Genomic DNA, 7,779 nt, shown 5'->3' on the forward strand with positions numbered 1-7,779 from the left:
GGGGCATCCGGCAGGCCTCCCGCCGATTCGTTCAGAGGCTCGGTCTCGTCCGCCATTGTTCGCCTTGTCGCCCAGCAGGCGGGCCGACGCAATGCACGGACTCGCGAAGCATGATGGCGGGTTCAGCCGAGCAGCAAGAGCACGAGGACGCCGAGCACGGCGCCGATCTTCTGCTTGTCGGTCAAGCCCTCGCCATAACCGAAGACGCCGATCAAAGTGGCGCCGACCGCGACGCCGACCGCAAACAGCAAGCCCGCCCGGGCCAGCCCGACCCCGCTTGTCCGCAGCATGAATTGCCAGGTCAGGTTCCCGGCGACAACGAACGAAGCCGCAAGGGCCATCCGCCAACTGCCGCCATGAAGCGAAAATTCCTTGGATATCACGTCGGCTATAAGATCGAGCGTGACCACTGCGGCCAGAAACGGCACCCACACCGGGATGGCGGCGACCGGCGCAAGCGCCATGGTCGCCGCCTCCGGAGCTGCAGTGTCAGGCCGCCTCCATGGCGAACCGGCCGCCCTGCATCGGTGCCACGCGCGCCGCGGCGAAGGCTTCACCCGCGCTCCACAGCGCTGCGCCGAGCAGGGTCAGGTCCTTGAGCAGGAAGCCCGCATCGCTCGATTGCGGATCGAGACCGGGGGTGGTGAACAGGAAGCTCAGCGTGGTGACCAGCGCACCCGCCATGCCGAGGCTGCCGAGCGCCGAAATGCGCGGAGCAAAGCTGCGGGTCGCGACCATCAGGCCCATCGCGATCTCGATCACGCCGATGAAGTTCGAAGCGCCCTGCTCGCCGAGCGTAGGGCCGGCCCAGAACAGCACCGGCGAATGCGCCATCAGCGGGGCGATCGCGGCGGCTTCGTGCGGGGTGAACTTGTAGAGCCCGAACGCGAGGAAAAAGAACACGAGGCTGTAGCGCAGGATACCGGCGCCGGTCTTGCCGAGGCGGGCCTCGAAGGTGGGGGACAGGAACATGGGTACTCTCCTCAGGTCATCATGCCGAGGAGCGGGATGCCCGTCGGCGCACTTTGTGTGCGTCAATCATATAAATCGATTCGCACTTGAAGTCTATGCGTGAAGCATATAACTAGCGGGAATGAGTTCCATGCGTGACACCAATCTCGTCGGCGCGCTCACCGTGGCCATCGGCGATGCCATCACCCGCGCCGCTGAAGCTGCTGCGCCCGAGCCGGGCCCGGCAGCGGCGGCCTTGAAGCTGATCGCGCATCTGCCGGGCATGAGCATCGACGCGCTGCGCATCGGCGTTGGCCTCTCGCACCCCGGCGCGGTGCGGTTGGTGGACCGGCTGGCGGCGCGTGGACTGGTCGAGCGCCGCGCCAGCGCGGAGGATGGCCGACGCGTCGCGCTTCACCTGACGGCGCAGGGCGAAACCGCCGCTGCAGCCATCGCGCAAGGCCGACACGATGCCATCGCGCAGGCGCTTGCCGCTTTGCCTGATGCGGAGCGGGAGGCTTTCATCGGCACCACGGAAAAGCTGCTCGCCGCGCTGGTCGCGGGTCCGGACGACGCGCTGCGCGTCTGCCGCCTCTGCGACGAGAACGTCTGCACGCGCTGCCCGGTCGATATCTGCCTCGGCGGGACGGGCGACTGAGCCAAATCGGTCGATTTGGCGCGCTTGCGCCCTGCACCCGGCGCGGGCAATGTCCGGCGCGACCATGGACGAACCGCCCAGCCTTTTCCCGCAGCCCGGCCGCGAAAAGTCGGAAAAGGACCGCGTGCGCGAGGCGGGCCTCGATTCCTCCGGCCACCGCGCCCGGCTCAGGAAACGGCTGCTTGATGGCGGTGATGATGCGCTCGGCGATCACGAAGTCATCGAATACCTGCTGATGACTGCGATCCCCCGGCAGGACGTGAAGCCCCACGCGCGCATGCTGCTGCAGCGCTTCGGCAGCCTGGCCGGGGTGCTCAATGCCGATGCGCAGACGCTGATGGGCGTGCCAGGCATCAAGGACGCCGCCGCAGCAGCGCTCAAGATCGTCGGGGTATCCGCCCGCCGCCTCGCCCGGCAGACGGTGCGCGAGGAGCCGGTGCTCTCGAGCTGGCAGGCGCTGCTCGACTATCTCCACATCGACATGGCCCACCTCAACCACGAGCGGGTGCGCGTGCTCTATCTCAACACGCAGAACCGCCTGATCCTCGATCAGATCGTCAGCGACGGGACGCTCGACGAATCGGCGATCTACACGCGCGAGATCATTGCCAAGGCCATGGCAATCGGCGCCGCCGCGCTGATCCTCGTCCACAACCACCCCTCCGGCAGCCCGGAGCCCAGCCGCGCGGACATCCAGATCACCCAGAAAATCATCGAAGCCGGCCGACTGCTGGGCATTACGGTCCACGATCACGTGATCATCGGGCGGCAGGGCCATGTCAGCCTGAAGGCGAAGGGCCTGATCTGATGTGCGTCGCCGCTGCCGCCTTCCGCGCGCACCCGCGCTGGCGCCTTGTCGTGATCGGCAATCGCGACGAGTTCCATGAGCGCCCGACCGCGCCGCTTGCGCGCTGGCCGAATGGTGTGATCGCCGGACATGATCTGCAGGCGGGCGGCACCTGGCTGGGCGTCAATGAGGCAGGCCGATTTGCCCTTGTCACCAACTTGCGCGTCGAAGGTTATCCAAAGCCCGAGCTTGCCTCGCGCGGGGCACTGGTGACGGACTGGCTGGCCGGGCAAGATCCTGCCGCGCCGGAAAAGATGAACCCGTTCAATCTGTTCATGGCCGATTCTGAGAGCGCGTGGCACCTCACCAACCACCCGGAGGTGCGCCGCCTGCCCCTCGCGCCTGGCATCCACGGCCTCTCCAATGGCCCGCATGACGAACCGTGGGCCAAGACACGCGCACTGGAAACTGCGCTTGGCGCCTGGCTTGCTGCGGGCGAGGACGATCCGGCCCCCCTCTTCACCGCGCTGGCCGAGCGCACCGAACTCCCTGGGCCCGGACCGGAGCCGCGTTTCTCCCCCGTCTTCATCTGCAATCCGGTCTACGGCACGCGCTGCTCGACCGTGCTGCTGATCGCCTCGGACGGCACGGCGCGGATCATCGAGCGCCGCTTTGCTGCGGACGGCGAACCAGCGGGCGAGACCGCCATCGCCTTCACCGCCTGACCCGCACCCTCTTGCCTTCCCGCCCCCCTCCCCCTAGCGGCTCTGCCCACGCATTTGCTTGAGGAGTCGCCGATGGTCCCCCGTTACGCCCGCCCCGCGATGACCGCGATCTGGGAGCCGGAGGCGCGCTATCGCATCTGGTTCGAGATCGAGGCCCACGCGACCGAGAAGCTGGGCGAACTCGGTGTCGTTCCGCCGTCGGCCGCCAAGGCGCTGTGGGACTGGTGGGCGACGGGTCCAAAGATCGACGTCGCGGCGATCGACGCCATCGAGGCTGTCACCAAGCACGACGTCATCGCGTTCCTCGACTGGGTGGCGAAGGAAGTCGGCCCCGAAGCGCGCTTCATGCACCAGGGCATGACGAGCTCCGACGTGCTCGACACCACGCTGGGCGTACAGCTGACGCAGGCCGCCGACATCCTGATCGCCGACCTCGACGCGCTGCTCGATGCCATCAAGCGCCGCGCGGTGGAGCACAAGTACACCCCCACGATCGGCCGCAGCCACGGCATCCACGCCGAGCCGACCACCTTCGGCCTCAAGCTGGCGCAGGCCTACGCCGAGTTCGCCCGCTGCCGCGCCCGCCTCGTCGCCGCCCGAGCCGAAGTCGCCACCTGCGCCATCTCGGGTGCGGTCGGCACCTTCGCCAATATCGACCCTGCCGTCGAAGCCCACGTCGCCGAGAAGCTGGGCCTTGCGGTGGAACCTGTCTCCACGCAGGTCATCCCGCGTGATCGCCACGCGATGTTCTTCGCGGTCCTCGGCGTGATCGCCAGCAGCATTGAACGCCTCGCGACCGAAGTCCGCCACTTGCAGCGGACCGAAGTGCTGGAGGCGGAAGAATATTTCTCGCCCGGCCAGAAGGGCTCGTCGGCCATGCCGCACAAGCGCAATCCGGTGCTGACCGAAAACCTCACCGGCCTCGCCCGCGTCGTGCGCTCGGCCGTCACCCCGGCGCTGGAGAACGTCGCGCTGTGGCACGAGCGCGATATCTCGCACTCCTCGGTCGAGCGCTACATCGGCCCGGATGCCACGATCACGCTCGATTTCGCGCTCGCGCGCCTCACCGGCGTGATCGACAAGCTGCTCGTCTACCCCGAGCGCATGCAGAAAAACCTCGACCGCATGGGCGGCCTCGTCCACTCGCAGCGTGTGCTGCTGGCGCTGACGCAGGCGGGGCTGACGCGCGACGATTCCTACCGGCTCGTCCAGCGCAATGCGATGCAGGTGTGGCAATCGGATGGCCAGCTCTCGCTGCTCGAACTGCTCAAGGCCGATCCCGAAGTGAGCGCGGTGATGAGCGCGCAGGAGCTCGAGGACAAGTTCAACCTCGATTACCACTTCAAGGCTGTCGACACGATCTTTGCGCGGGTTTTCGGGGAATAACGCGGGACTCGCCTTGCGCGCCAAAGCGGATTAGCTTGGGCGCCAAGAACGGGAGGGACCTCGCATGAAATCGCTGCGCTCGATCCTGTGGCTGGTGATCGTGGCCGCGCTCGCCGCGTTTTCGGCGGCGAACTGGCAGCCGGTCGAACTCGTCGTGTGGCAGGGCCTCGTGCTCGATACCAAGCTGCCTGCGCTGGTGATCGCCGCGTTTCTCCTTGGCCTCGTACCGATGTGGCTGGTCCACCGCACCATGCGCTGGCGCCTGCAGCGCCGCATCAACAACCTCGAAACCACGCTGGCGGGCAGCGCCTCGCTCACCTCAACCAGCCTTGAAGCCCGGAAAGCAAGCGAAGCATCATGAGCAACCCCGTCTATCTCGCGCTCGATCTGCCCCGCCTCGATGCCGGGCTCGCGCTGGTTCAGAAGGTCAAGGGCCATATCGGCGGGGTGAAGCTCGGCCTCGAATTCTTCTGCGCGCATGGCCACCACGGCGTGCATGAAGTTGCCAAGCTCGGCCTGCCGATCTTCCTCGACTTGAAGCTGCACGACATTCCCAACACCGTCGCCGCCGCGATGCAGTCGATCCACGTGCTCGAACCCGCCATCGTCACCATCCACGCCAGCGGCGGCCGCGCGATGATGGAAGACGCGAAGGCGGCGGCGGGCGAGCATTGCAAGGTCGTCGCCGTCACCGTGCTGACCAGCCTCGACGACGACGACCTTGCTGCCGTAGGCGTGTCCTCGAATGCGCACGATCAGGCGCTGCGGCTGGCCGATCTGGCGCAGGAAGCCGGGCTTGATGGCATCGTCTGTTCGGGCCACGAAGTCGGCGCGATCCACAAGCGCTGGAAGAACGGCTTCTTCGTCGTCCCCGGCCTCAGGCCCGAAGACAAGTCCCTTGGGGCGCACACCGCCGACCAGAAGCGCATCGTCACGCCTGCCGCCGCGCGGCGCGACGGGGCCAGCGTCCTCGTCATCGGCCGCCCGATCAGCCGCGCCGAAGACCCCGTCGCCGCCGCCCGCGCCATCGAAGCCACGCTCTGAACGCTGCCATGTCGACAGTGACCTACCGCATCGCCGGACCTGCCGACGCGCCTGCCGTCCGCGCCCTGATCGAAAGCGGCTACCGCGGCGACAGCGCGCGCAAGGGCTGGTCCAACGAAGCCGATCTGCTCGATGGCGACCGCACGACGCCGGAGGAAGTCGCCGCGATGATCGCCGCGCCGGAGAAGCGCGTGCTGCTTGCCGAGCGAGACGGCGCGCTGGTCGGTACGGTCACGATCACCGACCTTGGCGGCGGCCTCGCCTATATGGGTCTGCTCTGCATCGATCCGGACTTGCAGGCCGGTGGCCTCGGCCGTGCGCTGGTCAGCGAGGTCGAAAAGCTGGCGGCGCGGGAGTTCGGCGCGACCCGCATGGAACTGATCGTCGTCGATGCGCGCACCGAACTGATCGCGTGGTACGAACGGCGGGGCTATGTTCGCACCGGTGAACTGCGGCCTTTCCCGCTGCCGCTCGACGTTTCCTTCCAGATGGTCGTCCTTGAACGACCGTTGCTGCAACTCGGCGCCTGACAAACACCTGTCATCGCGGTTCAGCCCCATGAAAGCCGGATCGGTGCAATCGTGCGGGCATCGTTTCAAGGGGACCAATCGATGACTAGCACTTCCACCTCGCGCCTGATGGCTGCCGCGCTTGCCGCGGCCAGCGCGGCCTCGCCCGCCATGGCGCAGACCATGTCCCCCGGCCCGGTTGTCGCCCCGGGCAATTCGGTGCTGACCCTCAGCGCCGATGGCCGCAGCACGCGCGTGCCCGATCTCGCGGTGTTCAGCGCCGGAGTCACCACACAGGCCAAGACTGCGTCGGCCGCGCTTTCGCAAAATGCAGAGCAGATGAACGCGGTGATCGCTGCGCTCAAGGCCTCGGGCATCGCCGAGCGCGATATCCAGACCAGCAACCTCTCGGTGAACCCGGTCTACGGCCAGCCGCGCGCTGATGCGAACGGCAACGTCAGCGGCGATCCCGTCATCATCGGCTATCAGGCAACCAACCAGGTCGAGGTGAAGCAGCGCAAGATCGGCAACTATGGCAAGACCATCGACACGCTAGTGAATGCGGGGGCCAATCAGGTCAGCGGCCCCTCGTTCCAGCTCGACAACCCCGATGCTGCCAGCGATGAAGCCCGCATCGAAGCGATGAAGAAGGCCCGCGCCCGCGCCGAGCTCTATGCCAAGGCGGCGGGGCTGACGGTCAAGCGCATCCTTACCATCAGCGAAAGCGGCGGTTATGCCCCGCAACCGATGGTGATGTACGCCCGCGCCGAGGCGATGATGGCCAAGGCCGCACCGAGCCCGGTTGCGGCCGGCGAGGTGCAGGTGGGCGCAAATGTCACGGTGACGTTCGAGCTGGGGCAGTAAGCTAAGCCCACCCCCGACCCCTCCCGCAAGCGGGAGGGGAGCCGGATAGCGCTTGATCGCCCCTCCCGCCCGGCGGGAGGGGTCGGGGGTGGGCACGCCGGCACGCACTGCCATTTGACCATAAGGCGCGCCCGCCCTATCCGCCCGCTATGCCCGCCCCACACATCAAGATCTGCGGCCTCACCACCCCCGCCGCCGTCGACGCCGCCATCGCAGCGCGCGCGGATTACATCGGCCTCGTCTCCTTCCCCCGCTCCCCACGCCACCTTGCCCCTGCCGATGCCGCCGCGCTGGCCGCCCGCGCCAAGGGCCGCGCGAGAATCGTAGGCCTCTTCGTCGATCCTTCCGACAGTCTGCTCGCCGAACTCGTGGCCGCTGCGAAACTCGATGTGATCCAGCTCCACGGCGAGGAGAATTCCGCCCGCGTCGCCGCCGTCCGCAAGGCATTCGGTCTTCCCGTCTGGAAAGCCCTCCCCGTCGCGACCAGGGCTGATGTCGAGCGTGCGCAGGCTTTCACCGGCGCCGCCGATCTCGTGCTGTTCGATGCCAAGCCCCCCAAGGGCGCCGCGATGCCCGGCGGCCTTGGCCTCGTGTTCGACTGGACGCTGCTTGCCGCGCACAAGGGCCCGCTGCCGTGGGGGCTTGCTGGCGGACTCTCTCCCGCCAATGTCGCCGAAGCCATTCGCGCAACCAAGGCTCCGCTGGTCGATGTTTCGTCGGGCGTCGAAAGCGCACCGGGGGTGAAAGACGAAAGCCTGATCCGCGCTTTCTGCAAAGCAGCGCGTGCAACATAACCCCAACCGTTCGTGTCGAGCGAAGTCGAGACACCGAGCGCCACGCATGGTGTCTCGACTT

11 protein-coding genes are annotated in these 7,779 nt (G+C 67.3%); 9 read left to right on the plus strand and 2 right to left on the minus strand.

What is annotated here, in order from left to right; all coding sequences use genetic code 11:
- Positions 1–122 precede the first annotated feature (122 nt).
- Both IP83_RS01635 and IP83_RS01640 read right to left on the minus strand, forming a co-directional pair.
- A complete protein-coding gene (locus IP83_RS01635) occupies positions 123–464 on the minus strand; it encodes a hypothetical protein (protein ID WP_054120469.1) in 342 nt (113 codons plus the stop codon).
- Positions 465–489: 25 nt separating this feature from the next.
- Entirely contained in the window at positions 490–972 is a 483-nt protein-coding gene (locus tag IP83_RS01640) for a DUF417 family protein (RefSeq protein ID WP_054120470.1), read from the minus strand.
- Positions 973–1,102: 130 nt separating this feature from the next.
- On the opposite strand from IP83_RS01640, the gene IP83_RS01645 reads away from it, so the two are divergent.
- The 9 genes from IP83_RS01645 (at position 1,103) to IP83_RS01685 (ending at position 7,718) form a co-directional block, all read left to right on the plus strand.
- Positions 1,103–1,609 carry a MarR family winged helix-turn-helix transcriptional regulator gene (locus IP83_RS01645; RefSeq protein ID WP_197274245.1) on the plus strand — a complete coding sequence of 169 codons (507 nt, stop codon included), beginning with the start codon at positions 1,103–1,105 and terminating at the stop codon, positions 1,607–1,609.
- Between the two features lie 64 nt (positions 1,610–1,673).
- The gene (gene radC, locus IP83_RS01650; protein WP_054120479.1) at positions 1,674–2,417 is read left to right on the plus strand and encodes a DNA repair protein RadC; all 744 of its coding nucleotides are present in this window, start codon (positions 1,674–1,676) and stop codon (positions 2,415–2,417) included.
- The gene (locus IP83_RS01655; RefSeq protein ID WP_054120472.1) at positions 2,417–3,121 is read left to right on the plus strand and encodes an NRDE family protein; all 705 of its coding nucleotides are present in this window, start codon (positions 2,417–2,419) and stop codon (positions 3,119–3,121) included. Before radC ends, IP83_RS01655 begins: the two co-directional genes overlap by 1 nt.
- Before the next feature lie 72 nt (positions 3,122–3,193).
- Positions 3,194–4,507, plus strand: coding sequence for an adenylosuccinate lyase (purB, locus tag IP83_RS01660; protein ID WP_054120473.1), 1,314 nt, complete (start codon positions 3,194–3,196; stop codon positions 4,505–4,507).
- A 64-nt stretch (positions 4,508–4,571) separates the two neighbouring features.
- Positions 4,572–4,868, plus strand: coding sequence for a DUF1049 domain-containing protein (locus tag IP83_RS01665; RefSeq protein WP_054120474.1), 297 nt, complete (start codon positions 4,572–4,574; stop codon positions 4,866–4,868).
- Positions 4,865–5,551, plus strand: coding sequence for an orotidine-5'-phosphate decarboxylase (pyrF, locus tag IP83_RS01670; protein ID WP_054120475.1), 687 nt, complete (start codon positions 4,865–4,867; stop codon positions 5,549–5,551). Before IP83_RS01665 ends, pyrF begins: the two co-directional genes overlap by 4 nt.
- An 8-nt stretch (positions 5,552–5,559) precedes the next feature.
- Positions 5,560–6,081, plus strand: a complete 522-nt coding sequence (locus IP83_RS01675) for a GNAT family N-acetyltransferase (protein ID WP_054120476.1) — start codon at positions 5,560–5,562, stop codon at positions 6,079–6,081.
- A gap of 81 nt (positions 6,082–6,162) precedes the next feature.
- Entirely contained in the window at positions 6,163–6,924 is a 762-nt protein-coding gene (locus IP83_RS01680; protein ID WP_054120477.1) for an SIMPL domain-containing protein, read from the plus strand.
- 149 nt (positions 6,925–7,073) lie between these two features.
- Positions 7,074–7,718 (plus strand): phosphoribosylanthranilate isomerase, encoded by a 645-nt coding sequence (locus IP83_RS01685; protein ID WP_054120478.1) that lies wholly within the window; start codon positions 7,074–7,076, stop codon positions 7,716–7,718.
- The last annotated feature ends 61 nt before the right edge of the window (positions 7,719–7,779 follow it).

The organism is Novosphingobium sp. AAP93 (genome assembly GCF_001296055.1).
In the GTDB taxonomy this organism is placed as follows: domain Bacteria; phylum Pseudomonadota; class Alphaproteobacteria; order Sphingomonadales; family Sphingomonadaceae; genus Novosphingobium.

Coding starts and splice junctions, on each gene's coding strand:
- pyrF (WP_054120475.1), top strand. CDS start 4,865: ATGAGCAACCCCGTCTATCTCGCGCTCGATCTGCCCCGCCTCGATGCC.
- IP83_RS01640 (WP_054120470.1), bottom strand. CDS start 972: ATGTTCCTGTCCCCCACCTTCGAGGCCCGCCTCGGCAAGACCGGCGCC.
- IP83_RS01655 (WP_054120472.1), top strand. CDS start 2,417: ATGTGCGTCGCCGCTGCCGCCTTCCGCGCGCACCCGCGCTGGCGCCTT.
- IP83_RS01635 (WP_054120469.1), bottom strand. CDS start 464: ATGGCGCTTGCGCCGGTCGCCGCCATCCCGGTGTGGGTGCCGTTTCTG.
- IP83_RS01645 (WP_197274245.1), top strand. CDS start 1,103: ATGCGTGACACCAATCTCGTCGGCGCGCTCACCGTGGCCATCGGCGAT.
- IP83_RS01675 (WP_054120476.1), top strand. CDS start 5,560: ATGTCGACAGTGACCTACCGCATCGCCGGACCTGCCGACGCGCCTGCC.
- radC (WP_054120479.1), top strand. CDS start 1,674: ATGGACGAACCGCCCAGCCTTTTCCCGCAGCCCGGCCGCGAAAAGTCG.
- purB (WP_054120473.1), top strand. CDS start 3,194: ATGGTCCCCCGTTACGCCCGCCCCGCGATGACCGCGATCTGGGAGCCG.
- IP83_RS01685 (WP_054120478.1), top strand. CDS start 7,074: ATGCCCGCCCCACACATCAAGATCTGCGGCCTCACCACCCCCGCCGCC.
- IP83_RS01680 (WP_054120477.1), top strand. CDS start 6,163: ATGACTAGCACTTCCACCTCGCGCCTGATGGCTGCCGCGCTTGCCGCG.
- IP83_RS01665 (WP_054120474.1), top strand. CDS start 4,572: ATGAAATCGCTGCGCTCGATCCTGTGGCTGGTGATCGTGGCCGCGCTC.